General features: G+C 45.9%; 13 protein-coding genes. 10 read left to right on the top strand and 3 right to left on the bottom strand.

The window, feature by feature from the left end; all coding sequences use genetic code 11:
- Nucleotides 1-94: 94 nt before the first annotated feature.
- The gene (locus tag RT422_RS09425) at nucleotides 95-1294 is read right to left on the bottom strand and encodes a nucleotide sugar dehydrogenase (protein WP_313422057.1); all 1200 of its coding nucleotides are present in this window, start codon (nucleotides 1292-1294) and stop codon (nucleotides 95-97) included.
- Between the two features lie 299 nt (nucleotides 1295-1593).
- On the opposite strand from RT422_RS09425, the gene mazG reads away from it, so the two are divergent.
- The 10 genes from mazG to RT422_RS09475 all read left to right on the top strand — a co-directional run bounded on the left by mazG (nucleotide 1594) and on the right by RT422_RS09475 (nucleotide 11415).
- Nucleotides 1594-2418: a nucleoside triphosphate pyrophosphohydrolase gene (mazG, locus tag RT422_RS09430; RefSeq protein WP_313422097.1), complete on the top strand. Its 825-nt coding sequence runs from the start codon at nucleotides 1594-1596 to the stop codon at nucleotides 2416-2418.
- A gap of 293 nt (nucleotides 2419-2711) precedes the next feature.
- On the top strand, nucleotides 2712-2981 hold the full coding sequence (locus RT422_RS09435; RefSeq protein WP_313422058.1) for a hypothetical protein: 270 nt from the start codon (nucleotides 2712-2714) through the stop codon (nucleotides 2979-2981).
- A 127-nt stretch (nucleotides 2982-3108) separates the two neighbouring features.
- Nucleotides 3109-3507, top strand: coding sequence for a ComEA family DNA-binding protein (locus RT422_RS09440; protein ID WP_313422059.1), 399 nt, complete (start codon nucleotides 3109-3111; stop codon nucleotides 3505-3507).
- A gap of 240 nt (nucleotides 3508-3747) precedes the next feature.
- Nucleotides 3748-6000, top strand: coding sequence for a polynucleotide adenylyltransferase PcnB (pcnB, locus tag RT422_RS09445; protein ID WP_313422060.1), 2253 nt, complete (start codon nucleotides 3748-3750; stop codon nucleotides 5998-6000).
- Nucleotides 5997-6491: a 2-amino-4-hydroxy-6-hydroxymethyldihydropteridine diphosphokinase gene (gene folK / locus RT422_RS09450; protein ID WP_313422061.1), complete on the top strand. Its 495-nt coding sequence runs from the start codon at nucleotides 5997-5999 to the stop codon at nucleotides 6489-6491. Before pcnB ends, folK begins: the two co-directional genes overlap by 4 nt.
- A gap of 203 nt (nucleotides 6492-6694) precedes the next feature.
- Nucleotides 6695-7576: a 3-methyl-2-oxobutanoate hydroxymethyltransferase gene (gene panB / locus RT422_RS09455; RefSeq protein ID WP_313422062.1), complete on the top strand. Its 882-nt coding sequence runs from the start codon at nucleotides 6695-6697 to the stop codon at nucleotides 7574-7576.
- Nucleotides 7577-7595: 19 nt separating this feature from the next.
- A complete protein-coding gene (panC, locus tag RT422_RS09460; RefSeq protein WP_313422063.1) occupies nucleotides 7596-8564 on the top strand; it encodes a pantoate--beta-alanine ligase in 969 nt (322 codons plus the stop codon).
- Nucleotides 8565-8566: 2 nt separating this feature from the next.
- Nucleotides 8567-9442 (top strand): RNase adapter RapZ, encoded by an 876-nt coding sequence (rapZ, locus tag RT422_RS09465; protein ID WP_095356293.1) that lies wholly within the window; start codon nucleotides 8567-8569, stop codon nucleotides 9440-9442.
- Nucleotides 9443-9493: 51 nt separating this feature from the next.
- Nucleotides 9494-10003, top strand: a complete 510-nt coding sequence (gene yjgA, locus RT422_RS09470; protein ID WP_050325287.1) for a ribosome biogenesis factor YjgA — start codon at nucleotides 9494-9496, stop codon at nucleotides 10001-10003.
- A 179-nt stretch (nucleotides 10004-10182) separates the two neighbouring features.
- Nucleotides 10183-11415: a sugar transporter gene (locus tag RT422_RS09475; protein ID WP_313422064.1), complete on the top strand. Its 1233-nt coding sequence runs from the start codon at nucleotides 10183-10185 to the stop codon at nucleotides 11413-11415.
- A gap of 96 nt (nucleotides 11416-11511) precedes the next feature.
- Here the strand turns inward: RT422_RS09475 and glnD are convergent, their stop codons facing one another.
- Both glnD and hemA read right to left on the bottom strand, forming a co-directional pair.
- Entirely contained in the window at nucleotides 11512-14190 is a 2679-nt protein-coding gene (glnD, locus tag RT422_RS09480) for a [protein-PII] uridylyltransferase (RefSeq protein WP_313422065.1), read from the bottom strand.
- A gap of 143 nt (nucleotides 14191-14333) precedes the next feature.
- Entirely contained in the window at nucleotides 14334-15692 is a 1359-nt protein-coding gene (hemA, locus tag RT422_RS09485; protein WP_313422066.1) for a glutamyl-tRNA reductase, read from the bottom strand.
- Between the last annotated feature and the right edge of the window lie 299 nt (nucleotides 15693-15991).

Raw genomic sequence — 15991 nt, forward strand, 5'->3', positions numbered from 1 at the left:
TAGCATGTTGGACTTCTTTTTTTTATCCTTTCTTATGTCGAATTCAGGTTAATTAACTGTTAATTATTCGAAATCAGTTATACACTAGCAATGATCAGCTATCACCAAACACATCGCGGCTATACACTTTTGCCTCGACGTGCGCTAATTCGGGATGTAATCGGTTCGCGACAATCACATCGCTGGTTTGTAAAAAACTGGCTAAATCATTGACTACAGGACAATCCATAAACTGCGGTGACGACAGACTGGGCTCATAGATTTGTACATCAATGGCATGTTGTTTGAGCAGTTCAATAATGTCCAAAATTGCAGAATCTCTAAAGTTATCGGCATCTTTTTTCATGCTCAAGCGGTATACACCCACGTTATTAGGCTGCTTGGCGATAATTTGACGGGCAACAAAGCGTTTGCGGGTATTGTTGGCATCCACCACGGCATGAATCACATTGGCAGGAATCCCTTCATAATTGGCTTTAAGCTGTTGGGTGTCTTTGGGTAGACAATAGCCACCATAGCCAAATGATGGGTTGTTGTAATGCATGCCAATCCGCGGGTCTAAGCTCACACCGGTGATAATCGACTCACTATCAAGCCCCATGCTTTCGGCAAAGCTATCTAACTCGTTAAAAAATGCAATACGTGTGGCAAGGTAGCTATTGGCAAATAGTTTGACCGCCTCCGCCTCGGTGGGCGGCATGATTTGGCTTGGCGTGTCGGTTTGTTCGCTGGCGGTTTGGTATTGGGTGATTAATTGGTGACAAACATCTTGCAGCGCTGGCACATGGTTTATATCACAGCCAACGATAATACGTGATGGATGAAGATTGTCATATAACGCTTTGCCTTCCCGCAAAAACTCCGGCATAAACAAAATACGCGTATCAAATTTTGCCTGCATGTCAACGGTAAATCCAATTGGCACAGTCGATTTGATCACAATCGGTACTTGTGCGTTGTGAGCGCGTACGGTTTGGATACTGGTTTCCACCGATGAGGTATCGAATTTGCCCGTGGCGACATCATAATTGGTTGGTGTGGCGATAATCACCAAATCTGCGGTTGAAAAATCCGCCTCACTTACCAACTGCGCCGCTAAATTCAGTGACTGGGTTGCCAAGAACTGTGCAATCAACGCATCGTCAATCGGCGACTCTTGCTGTTGTAATTGGGCAATTTTTTGGGCATCGATATCGACCAAGGTGACTTGGTTAGCGAGTTTAGGCTGGGCTAATAAGACGGCATTGGACAGACCGACATAGCCTGCCCCAATGACAAAAATAGTTGTAATCATGGGTGATGGAACCTTACAAATCGCAGCAAAAATTAGCGAAGCCGTCGCGTATTTTCAGCCTTGATATTTCTTATATTTTTAAATTAGGTAAGTTTGTGCCAATATCACTATAGTTTGACAAAATGGCATAGCAATGACAACGATTATTTTGCAGCATCTGTATTTTAAGCATCTAGACTGTCAAGACAAATGCATTCACTAATGGACTTAGATTGCCACGTCAAATGCGCTAAAATAGTTAGGTCAATTATATTGTGAATTTTTCATTATTTACCATCAATCACCCTTCAGAGATAACGATGCAACCGACTTCCAATTTTGCTGACCTCATTGCCTTAATGGCACGACTGCGCCAAGACTGTCCTTGGGATAAAAAACAAACCAACGACAGCCTCATTCCTTACGCCCTAGAAGAAACCTATGAGCTCGTCGAAGCCATACAATCAGGCGACATTGACGACATCAAGGGTGAGCTTGGCGATGTGCTGCTACAAGTGGTTTTTCACGCTTGTCTATATGAAGAGCAGCAGCAGTTTGATATCAGTGAGGTGATTTTCACCTTACAACAAAAACTCATTCGCCGTCACCCGCATGTGTTTGACAAAGAAAATCTAAAAACCGATGAAGATGTCAAAAAACGCTGGGATGAAATCAAAGCCTTGGAAAATGCCGAAAAAGCCAAACAGGGTAAACTGGCAAACCATCGCCGCACCCTTGATGCGGTCAAGGCAGGCTCAGCGTTAATGCAAGCGCAAGAACTACAAAAAACTGCCAATAAAGTCGGTTTTGATTGGGATGTGGTGTCGGGTGCGGTGGACAAATTGGATGAAGAAGTGGCAGAGCTCAAAGAAATCTTACCAATCGATGGTCAAAAACCGACACCTGCGCAAAAAGCGCTGCTAGAAAAAGAACTGGGGGATTGTTTTTTTGCCCTAGTCAATATTGCCCGCAAATTGGGCATTGATAGCGAAAAAGCGACTTTGACCACCGTGCATAAATTTCGCTCTCGTTTTGGCTTTATTGAAGATGCGCTCGCCAAAATGGGTAAAACCCCTGAAACTGCTAGCTTAGAAGAAATGGATAACTTGTGGGATTTGGCAAAACAGCATGAAAAACTTGTATAAGGGGGTTTGAGCACGGCATAGGTTTTAGGGTCTAGTGTTATTGACAGCTAATACCCTTTTTACATGCCGTGTACATTTTTTTGCTAAAACAGTTTTTTAGCTAAGTTTGTACTAAGTTTGGGGTGGCATAATAGCTCACATCAACTCATTAAACCCATGTATTAATCCAATTTCATTAATAGCATTGATTTAACACAAGGTTTGATTCGTTTGTCATTGAATCTATCTTGTTTATTCAATCTTGTTGATCCATTACATAAATCGGTATAACAATAATATTTTAAGAGACGACTATGAAAAAAACGCTATTTGCATCCGCCCTAGCTTTGGTATTTGCTTCAACAACCGCTTTTGCAGCACCGGCTGTACCACCTGTACCTGCCCATAACGTAACTCACAAAAAAGTGGTTCATAAGAATGAATTACACCATAAACCTGTGAAAAAAATTGTCAAAAAACCTGTTAGAAAACAGGTGAAAAAACATTATGTCAAAAAACAGGTCAAAGTAAACCGTGGTCACCCTCATATAAAAGGAGAGCATGCAAAAGGTCAGCCAAGATAATTTCTCGTTATCGCCACAAGCCTTTAGTGCATAGTAAAAGCCGAAACCTGACTGGGTTTTGGCTTTTTTATTGCCCAAGATTTATTGTTCCAGACGCGTTGGCAAGTTATACTGAGTTAAAAGGGATTTGACCGTTAAAGCAATGATTTTTCGATTATTAGTTGGCTCGATTTTTGCCATTTTAGTTCTAGCGCTATGGGCAGTGCCCGCACAGGCGCAAGTATGTACCCCATCCTTGACGCCCGAGCAGGCTTTTTTGGCAGTGACAAATTTGACTGGGAATAACGGTGGTACCACAAAACCCTCTGCAAATCTTCTTGCCAATTCACCCAAAGTGATTAATATCAATACAGCCAGTGAAACCCAGCTTACACAGCTTGATGGTATCGGCGCCAAAAAAGCGCAGCAAATTATTTTATACCGGCGAATGATAGCGCCGTTTGCCACGGCAGATGACCTAGCCAACGTCAAAGGTATAGGCAAAGCGACTGTCGATAAAAATCGCCACCGCATTACCACCCAATAATGATAGCTCAATAAAGCATTGGCAATCATCACAAGCCTATTCTTATTTTATACACGCTGTACTAGCAAGCAAACCATCTCATCCAGTAGCGCTCACGTCCTACAAATAATCTATCGTTTAATAATACTTTTTGCTCACTGGATTTTTTGTAACCGTGAATTAATATCCCTAGTTAGGCAGAAATTTGGTACACTAACCGCTAATAAATTTCTGCCGTTTTCATGGATTTTGGTTATATACATGGCAAAAAAAACTCGCAAATCACCTAGCACAGCAACCACTGCTGGCAATGCCGCAACCGATTATGTTTTAGATAGACAGTCGGCTCGCCGGGATGCCAAAAAACTGGGCTTAAACAAAGCTGATTTACCCAACTCCATCAAAGAAGTGATTAGCACACTGACGCAGGCGGGTTTTGAATCCTACATCGTCGGTGGTGGAGTGCGTGATGCCTTGTTAGGCTTAAAGCCCAAAGACTTTGATGCTGTGACCAATGCCACCCCCAATCAAATCAAAGAAGTATTTGGCAAACGCTGCCGCATCATCGGACGCCGTTTTCAGCTGTGTCATGTGTATTCTGGTCGCGATATGATTGAAGTTGCGACCTTTCGCGCGCCGCCTAAGGACAACAATCATCTCACCGAAGACGGCATGATCATGCGTGACAATGTGTGGGGTGATATTTATCAAGATGTGGTGCGCCGCGATTTTAGTATCAATGCCCTGTACTATCAGCCATTTGACGACATCGTTTATGATTTTTGTGGGGGTCTCAACGATATTGAAAACCGCACCATTCGTCTGCTCGGTGACACCCAAAAACGGGTGGAAGAAGACCCTGTACGCCTGTTACGAGCGCTGCGTTTTAAAGCAAAATTGCAGTTTGATTTTGACAATGCCTTAAATCAACAATTCAAAGCGCAAAACTGGGCATTATTGGCGCAAGTATCCCCTCACCGCTTGTACGATGAGACGCAAAAAATGTTCACAGGCGGCTACTTGGTGCCGATGTTACCGCTGCTATTTGATTATGGTGCGTTTTCCCAGTTGTTATTTTATCCACCAACAAGCGTGACACCACTACTCAACCAAGTCACCATAAATACCGATAGGCGCATAGGTAGTGGTAAAAGCATTAACCCTGCGTTCTTTTATGCGACTATTTTGTGGGAAAACTATCTGTATCTATTGGATAAGTTTAAAAAGAACACACCGTTTAGCGACGCGCAAAACCAAGCCGCCAATAAAGTGTTGGACAAGCAGCGCCAGCACACAGCCATGCCCAAGTTTGCCGAGCAGTTTATTAAAGATATTTGGCTCATGCAGCCAAGACTTGCCCAGCCGCGCAAAAAAAATCTGCAAAAGTTGTTTGAAAACCCACGTTTTCGGGCTGCCTATGACTTTTTGATGATGCGTGAGCAAGTGGAAGCCAAAAACCAAGCGCTTGCCAAACAGCATGGCGCAGCGATTACGTTGGATAATGAAAGTACCAACGGCATGGGGCATTGGTGGGCGTGGTTTCAAACCCTAGGTGCCAAACAGCAGCAACAAGCGATTGATGAGTTTGACCTCGAATCGGTGCGTTTGCGCTTTGCGAATATTGTCAATCAGACCAGTTTTGAGGATGACAGTGTTGCTTACCAAACTAGCGATGCGGTGCATGATAATGAGGCAGGCAGGGGTAGCGATTTGAGTCATGCACAGCGCCGCCGCGAACGACGCCGTTTGCCATTTGCAGCAAGCAGCCAAATCGAGCATGAACTGCTGCAAGATACAGCGCTATCTACCAAAGCACACAAACTAACGCAGCAGCAGCAACTTGAAAAAGCCCAACTGCAGCAGTTATCGCTTGCCAGTCACACCAACTCAGCACCGGCTAAATCACTTATCGTAGCGCCAATCACAGCGCAAAAAAACGATGACCACCCTTATCAGCCGATAGTTTCTGATTCAGTATCAGCTTATACTGAGACAAGTGCACGCCCAAATAGTTCACACTCAAATGATTCGAACCCAAATAATTCACACCCAAACGATTCGAACCTAGGTCGCTCACGCAAACGCGATAAAGCTTATTTATCGGTAGCCAGTGTACCTGCCAAACGTGCGCGACGTGCCCCTAGCTCAACCTGGTCGATTTTGGAGCAACGCCAGCAAGCGGATATCACAACATCCGCTAGTGATTTGCGTGGCGAACCTGTCAGCCCAACACCCGTCAGACAAAGCACCGACAATCAGGCGGTGACTCATACCGATACTGATATTGGCACTGACATTCGCACTAACACTGACACCGTCAATCATTCGGCTTCCAATAAATTAATGATTGACAATGGCGTGGTACAGCCAAAGCCAAAGCGAGCGCCACGGACGCGTAAAAAAGCGGTTGCTGATAGCAAAGTCTCAGCAGAAGGGGTGACTGATAGCGAGGCAGCGGCAGCGCCAAAACGCACGCGCAAACGCGCGGTCAAAATCGACGGTCATCAGCCATGATTACGTGCTATATCGGTTTGGGTGGCAATATCGCAAACGCGCTTGGTACGCCAAGGCAGCATATAGCCAACGCCATTGCGGCGTTTTACGCATCGCCACACTTTGCCAATGTTACAGCATCATCACTGTATCAATCCAAAGCCTTTGGGGTCACCGACCAGCCCGATTTTTTTAATGCGGTGGTAAAAGTTGATACCGATTTGACGCCCTTAGCCCTGTTGGATTTTTGCCAAAGTTTAGAGAGCGCTGCCAAGCGCACGCGTTTGCGCCACTGGGGTGAGCGTAGTTTGGATGTCGATGTATTATTGTATGGCGATGACACAATCAACAATGCGCGTTTAACCGTGCCACATGAGGGCTTATTTGCGCGTAATTTTGTGCTGATTCCGATGCTAGAGCTTGACCCAACCCTTATGGTAAATGGGCAAAAATTGGCAGACTTACCGACCAGTCAACAGTGGCAGGGCTTGGAAAAATTAACCGGAGTTTAACTCATATCAGTTAACATGGTTTGTAAAAATTAACAAATTATTGGTGCTATAGATTTGAAATCGCAAAAAATTAAACCATTGATAAAGTAACGTTTTTTGTTTTTCCTATTTCTTGTTTTTGCCTGTTTCTTTTGCCCTTGCTTCTTTTAGCTTTACTTCTTTTAGCTTTACTTCTTTTAACCTTGCTTTTTAAAGGAAACCGCATGAGCTACGTTAGCAACCTAGAATCTAACCCTGATTCAACAACTGAGTCAACTTCTGCCGCAGCGACGACCAAGGCTAAATTACCTGTGACCTTGTCCACTTTAAACAAACTCAAAGCCAATGGCGAGACGTTCTCGTGCTTGACATGTTATGACGCCAGTTTTGCAGCAGCCATGCAAGTTGCCGCGATTGATACGATTTTGATTGGCGATAGCCTTGGCATGGTAGTGCAAGGACAAACCTCAACCTTACCTGTCACAATCGCAGACATGGTGTATCATACCCAAAACGTGGCTCGTGCCAACAGTCATGCACTGATTTTATGTGATTTACCTTTTATGAGCGTTGCCACGCTTGAGCGCGCACTCGATGCCAGCCAAGCGGTGATGCAAGCCGGCGCCCATGTGGTCAAAATCGAAGGCGGTGCCGAGCTTGCCAAAATCGTGTCAGTGCTTGCCAACAACGGCGTGCCGACCTGTGTGCATCTAGGTTTGACGCCGCAATCAGTGAATGTGTTTGGTGGCTACAAAGTACAAGGCAAAACCGATGCCCAAGCGGAAAAACTCATGGCTGACTGTCAAGCAGTGGTAGAGGCGGGCGCCGCCATTTTACTGCTCGAATGTGTCCCTGCTGAGCTTGCCAAAAAAGTGCGTGACACTTTCCCCGTCCCAGTGATTGGCATCGGTGCGGGCGTGGAGTGTGATGGTCAAGTGCTGGTGATGCACGATATGCTTGGGGTATATACCCGTAAACCTGCCAAATTTGTCAAAGACTTTTTGACCGACGAGCATAACGAAACCAAAGATATCACCGGGGCGTTTAAAGCCTATCATAAAGCGGTCAAAGACCGTACGTTCCCAACGCCAGCCCATAGTTTTTAGTAATCATAAAGGCAAAAAAATGCAAGTATTTCATACCATCAGCGCATTACGTGACACCTTAATACCTTTACGCCATCAAGCGGCTGCGCCAAAGATAGCGCTGGTTCCCACGATGGGTAATTTGCACAGCGGTCACGTGACCCTCGTCAAAAAAGCCAAAGAACTTGCCGATATCGTGGTGGTCAGTGTATTTGTTAACCCAACCCAATTTGGCGTGGGTGAAGACTTTGATACCTACCCACGCACGCTAGAGGCTGATGTGGCAAAACTTACCGACGCGGGGGCAAATTTTGTGTTTGCCCCAAGCGTGGAACAAATGTACCCAACCTACCCTAACAACGTGCAAGTGCTATCAGGTGATATTAGCAAAATCTTGTGTGCCAACACTCGCCCCACCCACTTTGATGGTGTCGGCTTGGTGGTGAGCAAACTGTTTAATATCGTCCAACCTGACATCGCTGTTTTTGGCAAAAAAGACTATCAACAACTTGCCATTATCCGCCAGTTGGTCGCTGAGCTAAATTTCCCGATTGAGATTGTCGGGGTGGATATCGTGCGGGCTGAGGACGGGGTGGCATTATCGTCTCGTAATCAATACTTAAGCGAAGCAGAACGTCAACTTGCCCCCACCTTGCAAAAAAGCTTGCAACAGCTTGCCAATGAGTTAAAAACTGCCAATTTTGCCGATTTTGACCAGATTATTGCCGGCGCAATTGATAAGTTAAATCGCGTGACGGTGGCTGATTCAGGCTTTAAAGTGGATTATTTGGAAGTTAAAAATCGCTTATTACAACCGCCGAAGCCCACTGATAAAGACTTGGTAATTTTGACCGCCGCTTTTTTGGGCAAGAAAACACGGCTTTTAGATAACCTAGAGTTTAGTCGGGAGTTAAATCAGGAATTTAGTCCGGAATTGAATCAGCAATTGGGGCAGCAATCGGCTAGCGATTTTAATCAACAACCTACCACCGCATCTGTAAAGGATTAACTATGTCAAAGCTGCAAGTTATCATTGTTTCAGGACGTTCAGGTTCGGGTAAGACATCGGTTCTCAATATCATGGAAGACTTTGGCTATTATCCAATTGATAATTTGCCACTCTCGCTAGTCCCTAGTGCCATTGATAAACTTGTACATGACAGCCAAATTTATAAAATCGCCATTGGTGTCGATGTACGCTCACCACAAGCGGACTTATCGCGGTTTGCCGAGGTCTATCATAAGCTGATAGATACTTATAGCAAACCGGCGATTAAAATACTGTATGTGACTGCCCAAGAAAGCGTCCTGGTGGCACGGTTTGACGCCACGCGCCGCCTGCATCCGTTAATGGCAGTGTCGGGCAATCTACCCAATGCCATCAAAAAAGAAATCGATATTTTAGAGCCGATTGCCATCCGCGCTGATATCAAAATTGACACCAGCCTTCTTAATATCCACCAACTCAAAGAAGTCATTCGCGATCATTTGGGCGTGGATAATGCGGTAACCGTCAATATTTTATCCTTTGGGTTTAAATATGGGGCACCGATTGATGCCGATTTTATCTTTGATGTGCGTACCCTGCCAAACCCCCATTGGATGATTGAACTGCGCAACCAGACAGGGCTAGATGATGGTGTCAAAGCATTTTTTGATGACTATAGCGAAGTAGATGAGATGGCGAATGATATTATCGCTTTTTTTAAAAAATGGCTGCCGCCTTTTTTGCACAACAATCGCCACACCGTGACCATCGCTATCGGCTGTACTGGGGGCAAACACCGCTCTGTGTATATCGCAGAAAAGTTGGGCGAGTCACTGACCCAATCGCTACCCAAAGAGATGGTAGTACGTATCAAGCACCGTGAAAAAAACCGCTGGTAGTGCGTTCTGAATCAACTTTGTACTTATGATTGATAACTTTGAGATTGATAAATGATTAATTTTGACCAAATGGATATGGCAGTTAGCCGTACCGAACTAAAAAAAGCCCATGAGCGCCTACAGCGACTGGCTGAGCCGCTTGCCAATTTGTCAAAAAAACAAATGAAGGCACTGCCTGCCAGTGAGTTTTTTTTGGATGACTTGCTGCAGCTTGCCGATATCACCAGCCATGAAGCACGCAAACGTCACATTAAGCGTTTGGGTAAATTGCTGGCTGAAGAAGAACCGCATGCGATTGTCGAATTTTTATTTCGCCATACCTTTAGCCCTGAGCAACAAGCCAAAATTGAAAGTTGGCAAACGCGCCTGAATTTGCAAGATGACAACACCTTAAAACAATTTACCAAAACCTTTTTTGACAGTGAATTCAACACTATCAAGCAGCTGCTGATTTGGATTGCCTACGCCGAATATACCCAAGATGATGAATTGATGAATGAGAGTGTGGCTGATTTACACACTTATATCCGCCAAGTGGCGATTTTGTCCAAAGGTAAATAGTCGGACTGATTGCCAGTTTTCTAACCACTTATCCTTATATTGCTTTGCTAGTGGGCGTTGCTTTTTTGATGAGTTAGGGTTGGCGCGCTAGCCTATGAGTCGATTTTTTACTACCAAAGCTATTTTCATCATAAAATAACGTAAAATTGCTTTTATTTTATAGAGTGAGCCGCTAAGGTATGCCATCAGCCTTAGCCATCCTGTCCGCAATGAGTCATTTTCACCAGTTACGTCAACACACCCAGTCCAATCCCAACTATCCCAACCAAATTCGCCAGTGGCGCGTGATTGTCATGGCGATTTCGGCATTTATTTTTAATACCACCGAATTTGTGCCGATTGCGCTGCTGTCTGACATTGGTCATAGCTTTGCCATGCCGGTAGAAACGGTGGGGCATATGATCACTATCTATGCTTGGATTGTGGCTATTTTGTCGCTCCCTGCCATGCTTGTCACTGCCCGTATCGAACGGCGTAAGCTATTGATAGGGTTATTTGTTATCTTTATCGGGGGGCATGCGGTGTCGGTGATGGCGCAAAGTTTTGCCATGCTGTTGGTTGGGCGGGCTTTGATTGCGCTAGCGCATGCGGTGTTTTGGTCAATTACCGCAAGCCTTGTGGTGCGTGTGGCACCCAAAGATCGTCAAACCAAAGCCTTGGGGCTATTGTCGATGGGTAGCGCGCTAGCGACGGTGCTTGGGTTGCCATTAGGTCGGATGATTGGGCAGTGGCTCGGGTGGCGGATGACGTTTGGCACGATTGGCGCGGCTGCGCTCTTGGCAATGATCATGGTGTGGTGGATTTTACCAAAACTGCCGAGCAAAGATGTCGGCTCAGCCGCAAGTTTACCCAGTATCTTCAGCAATATCCCCTTGCTCACTGTCTATACACTCACTGTGCTATGTGTGACGGCACACTTTACGGCGTATAGTTATATTGAGCCTTATATGCTGACGATTAGTCAGTTTAGTCAGCAATTTGCTACGGTGATTTTGCTGAGTTTTGGGGTGGCAGGTTTGCTAGCGAGCTGGCTATTTGGGCACTTTTACGACCGCTTTCCACGGGCGTTTTTGATTAGCGCGATGGCAACGCTGCTGTTTTCGTTGTTAGCATCCGCTTGGCTGCCCCATGTGCCAATCTTGTGGCTTGCCCTAGCCTTGCTATGGGGCTTGGCAATTACGGCGATTAGCCTTGCTTTGCAGCTACGTGTATTGCAGCTTGCGCCGAATGCCACTGATGTAGCGATGTCAATTTTTTCAGGAATTTATAACATCGGTATCGGCGGCGGCGCGTTCGTCGGTGGACTGGTGATTGCAAGCCTAGGACTGGCTATGGTGGGTTATGTGGGGGCAGGTATCGCGCTCATTGCCATGGTTTGTCTAATGGTGTATTTGGCGCGCACCCAAAAGTAATCAAACACAGAGCTTACTTGTAATTGGGCTTGCGCTTAGACTTACGACTGGACTTACGATTGAGCTTGCTTGCAGCCGACTTTTCCCACTGACAAGTTAACTGATATTCAGCGTTTCTACCAATGCCTGTTTGAGTTTTTCTAGTCGCTCATCCGATAGTGGTTTGTCTTCATGGTCAGTGATAAAGAACATATCTTCGGCGCGCTCACCCAATGTGGTAATGCGGGCAAAATGCACTTCAATATCATGCGCCAAAAACACCTGCCCAACACGCGCAAGCAAGGCTGGCTGGTCAAGGGTTTCCAAAATCATCATATGCTGATTGGATTGCGGGTTAAAACTAAAAGACACTTTGGTGGGCACATGAAAATGCTTGAGCTGTCTGGGCATGCGCCGCTGCGCCACCTCAGGCAGCGTCGGACTAATAAAGGCTTGTTTTAAACGCTCTATGAGTTCAGTTTGGCGCTCGGTATCGGTGAGCAGCGTGCCATGTCTATCAAGCAGTACGTAAGAATCTAGGGCAAAATCTCGCGAGGCGGTGATGACGCGCGCATCGAGTACGTCCAAATCCATTTGGTCAAACACCGTCATGGTCACCGCAAATAAATTGGATTGGTCATGGGTGTAGATAAATACTTGCACGGCATCGAGTGCCAACTCGCGATGTTCACGCAAAATAATCAGCGGCTCAGGTTGCTCGCTCTCTGTGCGTTGTTTTTGTACCTCATCATGCGCCATGATGGCTTTAGAATGCCAAACAATATCGCTTGGGACTTCACGCAAAAAATACTCTTCCCCTAGCCCATCCCACAGGCTTTCAATGTCAGCCAAGCTATTATCAGCTGCTAGCAAATCACGCGCGCTTTGCTTGTTACTGGCAATCATATCTTGTCGGTTCGTCGGCGCATCGATATCAGCCCGCAGGATACGGCGGGTTTGGGTATATAGTTGACGCATCAAGGTTGCCCGCCAACTGTTCCAAAGCTGCGGGTTGGTGGCATTCATATCGGCAACGGTAAGCACATACAAATAATTCAAATAAGTCACATTCCCGACTTTATCGGCAAATTCTGCGACAACTTCGGGGTCAGAGATGTCTTTTTTCTGCGCGGTCATCGACATCAATAAATGCTGAGACACCAGCCAGCCGACAAGCTCGGCATCGGCTTGGCTTAACCCATGTGACAAGCAAAACTTGATGGCATCTTGCTCGCCAAGTTCACTGTGGTCACCGCCCCGACCTTTGGCAATATCATGGAAAATCGCTGCCAACACCAGCATCTCTTTACGGTCAATACGGCGGTAGATACCACTGACAAGCGGATAGGTATCAACATAATTGTCATCGGTAAAGCGGTGCAACATACGTATTAACATCAAAATATGGGCATCCACCGTATAACGGTGGAACAAGTCATATTGCATCAACCCAGTAATTTGCCCAAAAGCAGGCAGATAACTACCTAGCACGCCATAACGCTTCATGACTCGCAGTCGCCAAAATAGCAAATTTTGCTCTTTGATATTGTCCATAAACATGGCTTTGTTGGCGGGATCATTGCGAAAATGCTCATCAATGCCTCGCGCGGCGATTTTTAAAATCCGTAGCGTGCGGGTACGAATATGGCGAATATTTTGCTGACCCATCAACAAAAACATTTCTAAAATCGCGGTCGGATGCTGGGCAAATACCCGGGTATGCGTCACCGCAATGCGATTACCGACCAGTTTGAAACGCTCATTAATCACCTTATGTACCGGGCGCTGTTCATCGGGTAAGCGCGCCTCAATCAACGTTTCATAATAATGCTGGGTGAGCATTTCAGACAATGTTGAGTTTGACATGGCATAGCGGTAATAATCGCGCATAAACTGCTCGACTGCGGCATTGGGATGCGAATTGTCACGGTAACCGATACGCTCAGCAATCAGGCGCTGATAGTCGAATAAAACACGGTTTTCATTGCGTTTGGCAATTTTGTGCAGATGATGGCGAATCAACCACAAAAAATCTTCCGCTTGTTGCAGCTCATCAAATTCTTTTTCGGTAATAAATTCTTGCTGCACCAGTCCAAACAAGTTTGTCACGCGAAAATAGCGCTTACTAATCCAGCCGACAGTATGAATATCTCGCAAGCCCCCTGGCGCGTTTTTAAGGTCAGGCTCTAGGTTATACTCCGTCGAATTATGTTTAAGATAGCGCTCTTTAGCTTCTGCCATTTTGGCCTCATAAAACTTGGTTTGTGACCAGTTTTTATTAAGTAGCTGCATCGGCAACCCAGCTTGGGCAACATTGCCCGCCAAAATTCGTGCTTCTAACAGACTTGTTGCGACCGTGATATCATCGTGACAAGCCTCATCGCACTCTTCAACAGAGCGCACCACCAAAGCAGGATCAATCCCAATATCCCAGAGCTTAGCGACGAACGGGGAAATTTTTTGGTTCAAGGACTCATCAATCGGGTTTGGACTTAACAGCAATAAATCCACATCTGAAAACGGGTGCAACTCCCCACGCCCATACCCTCCTGTGGCAAACAGCGTCAAATCAGTTTGATCGAGCTCATACAACTCAAATAAGGCTGCCATCATGCTATCAATCGCACAGCAGCGCCCCATGACGACTTGGCGAATCGGTATGCCAGATGCCAGCGCCTTATCCAAGTCCGCTTCCACTGCGGCTAACCAAGCGGGTATGCCAAGATTGGCTTCGCCTTGCAGGCTAAGCGCAGGCAGTGGGGTAAAATACGGTAGTATCGGTGGGCAAGTAAACATAGCAAATCCTAATCGACGCCATTGTTAGCAGAGTTAGCAGATCAATTTTCAGTATTACAAATTTGATGCAAAAAAGCTAGCCGCCGCTTGTAGCGAAAACTTAGGCTTAAAAACTTGGGCTTAAAAGCTCAGCGATAGGAAAATTATTGATTGTCAAAAGATGGTGACGCTGGCTCGTCATCAAGCAGGGTGTTGTTATGGGTAAGATAGGGGCATTTGTCTTTGCGAAAGGCATGGGTCAGCTGTTGTGCCACAAAATTGACGGTTTCTACGGGCTGTTCGCTAGCCGTTTCTCGCAATAGTTTGGACGGTGCATGGGTTAACGTTTGGGTGAGTTTACGGGTCAGTTCGGTTAACACGGCTTCGGCTGCATGACCATCGGCAAGCTGCTGTAAGGATTGGCTTAAAATCATATCCGCATGGTGTTTGGCTTGCTCACGGTACTGCTGAATATCCTGACCCACTTGGCGCACCAAGTATTTGCGCTCAATCGCCACCACGATTTGGCTCACCAATAATTCTGCTTCTACGGCAGCTTGGCGACGCTGTTCAAGATTGCCTGCAATCACATGTTGTAAGTCATCGATTGAGTATAAATAAACATCATCTAGCTCACTGACGGTAGGTTCAATATCGCGAGGGACTGCTAAATCAATCATTAACATGGGCTGATGACGGCGCTGTTTTAACGCCTGTTTCACCATGGTTTTATCAATCAAGGTATATAAGCTACCGCTACAGCTGGTTACAATATCCGCTTGCGGCAACACGCTGGGTAATTGATCAAGCGGGGTAATCTCAATCTGCGGCACAATCGTTTCAAGCTCAGAGGCAAGCAGCGCGGCACGCTCAGGACTACGATTACAGATGATGACTTTGCCGACACCTAAACCTGCGATATTGGTCGCAACCAGCCGATTCATCTCCCCTGCCGCGACCACCAGCAAAGTGTTGTTGCTAGGTTTTTGAAAAATTTGGGTCACCAATTTGGCAGCGGCAAAGCCTAACGAAACCGCTTGTGAGCCTACCCGCGTTTCGTTACGCACTTGTTTGGCGGCGGCAAATACCTGCTGAATCACCCAGCTAAGCTTACTTGAGATACCTTCTTTGGCACGGGATTGGCGCACCGCCTGTTTGATTTGTCCCAAAATCTGCGGCTCGCCCAAAATCATCGAGTCTAGCCCAGACGCTACCCGCACCCAATGTAGCAGTGCATGGTTATTTTGATATTGATACAGGTGTGGCGCGATTGTTTGCATGGGCGTGTTTTTAAAAGCCGCTAGCCATTCAATCACTTGTGACATCGTGCTAGTGAGGGTCTGTCCTTCGGGGGCTAGCGCATAGATTTCAGTGCGGTTGCAAGTCGATAAAATCACCGCGCCTTGGGTGATCGCTTTGAGCGAATCTAAGGCAATCGGCAAATCTTCAGCAGCAAACGCCAATTGCTCACGCATGGCAACTGGCGCTGTTTTATGATTTAACCCAATAACCAGAAGCTGCATATAACGTAATGACCTTAAAAATGACCGCGTTTATCAAAGCTGATTTTTGTGAACCTAAGTGTGCTAGCTAAGCGACATCCAGCCCATATCAGCCTATCGACATTTGTCATGTTTGATAACAAAGGGGGAAAAGTGGCAATATAAAGAAACCTAAAGCAACTTAATAATAACCACTTAATAAAAGTAAAGTAGAAAAGTGGATTATTATACCATTGCTAATAACAAATGAAAAACATCCTGCTTTTTTGATTCAGGGAAATTCTTTAGCCACGCTTTAAAGCATTACAATTTGAAGCATT

Source organism: Moraxella sp. CTOTU49803, assembly GCF_032097965.1.
GTDB classification, from domain to species: domain Bacteria; phylum Pseudomonadota; class Gammaproteobacteria; order Pseudomonadales; family Moraxellaceae; genus Faucicola; species Faucicola tetraodonis.

What these genes read in the sequence shown, in the direction of transcription:
- folK (WP_313422061.1), top strand. Translation starts at nt 5,997, where the DNA reads ATGATTACGTGCTATATCGGTTTGGGTGGCAATATCGCAAACGCGCTT.
- RT422_RS09475 (WP_313422064.1), top strand. Translation starts at nt 10,183, where the DNA reads ATGCCATCAGCCTTAGCCATCCTGTCCGCAATGAGTCATTTTCACCAG.
- panB (WP_313422062.1), top strand. Translation starts at nt 6,695, where the DNA reads ATGAGCTACGTTAGCAACCTAGAATCTAACCCTGATTCAACAACTGAG.
- pcnB (WP_313422060.1), top strand. Translation starts at nt 3,748, where the DNA reads ATGGCAAAAAAAACTCGCAAATCACCTAGCACAGCAACCACTGCTGGC.
- panC (WP_313422063.1), top strand. Translation starts at nt 7,596, where the DNA reads ATGCAAGTATTTCATACCATCAGCGCATTACGTGACACCTTAATACCT.
- rapZ (WP_095356293.1), top strand. Translation starts at nt 8,567, where the DNA reads ATGTCAAAGCTGCAAGTTATCATTGTTTCAGGACGTTCAGGTTCGGGT.
- yjgA (WP_050325287.1), top strand. Translation starts at nt 9,494, where the DNA reads ATGATTAATTTTGACCAAATGGATATGGCAGTTAGCCGTACCGAACTA.
- glnD (WP_313422065.1), bottom strand. Translation starts at nt 14,190, where the DNA reads ATGTTTACTTGCCCACCGATACTACCGTATTTTACCCCACTGCCTGCG.
- RT422_RS09435 (WP_313422058.1), top strand. Translation starts at nt 2,712, where the DNA reads ATGAAAAAAACGCTATTTGCATCCGCCCTAGCTTTGGTATTTGCTTCA.
- mazG (WP_313422097.1), top strand. Translation starts at nt 1,594, where the DNA reads ATGCAACCGACTTCCAATTTTGCTGACCTCATTGCCTTAATGGCACGA.
- hemA (WP_313422066.1), bottom strand. Translation starts at nt 15,692, where the DNA reads ATGCAGCTTCTGGTTATTGGGTTAAATCATAAAACAGCGCCAGTTGCC.
- RT422_RS09425 (WP_313422057.1), bottom strand. Translation starts at nt 1,294, where the DNA reads ATGATTACAACTATTTTTGTCATTGGGGCAGGCTATGTCGGTCTGTCC.